Here is a 260-nt window from a genome sequence, read left to right on the forward strand (position 1 = left end):
CACAATTCCTGTTCGTAAGGTCTACTAACAAACATGTCCGTTTCGGATGAACAGCGCCCCGCGGCGACGTCAGACTTCGTCGCCGCGAACGCGCACGCCTTCGGCCCTGCGCGGCATCTCCGTTCGCGCACCAAGGTGCTCCCCGTGCACGCCCGCGGCCATAACCGCGCGCTCGTGCTGCAGACGCTCTACCACTCGGGGGCGATGAGACCCGCTGATCTCTCCCGCGTGAGGGGCCGCACGGGCGTCTCAGTCTCCGT

At 66.2% G+C, this 260-nt stretch carries 1 pseudogene; it reads left to right on the top strand.

The window, feature by feature from the left end:
- Positions 1-33 precede the first annotated feature (33 nt).
- Positions 34-260: pseudogene (locus KVS71_RS17765) on the top strand (ROK family transcriptional regulator); the annotation flags it as partial.

Source organism: Microbacterium sp. GbtcB4, assembly GCF_019091465.1.
Lineage (GTDB): Bacteria > Actinomycetota > Actinomycetes > Actinomycetales > Microbacteriaceae > Microbacterium > Microbacterium paraoxydans.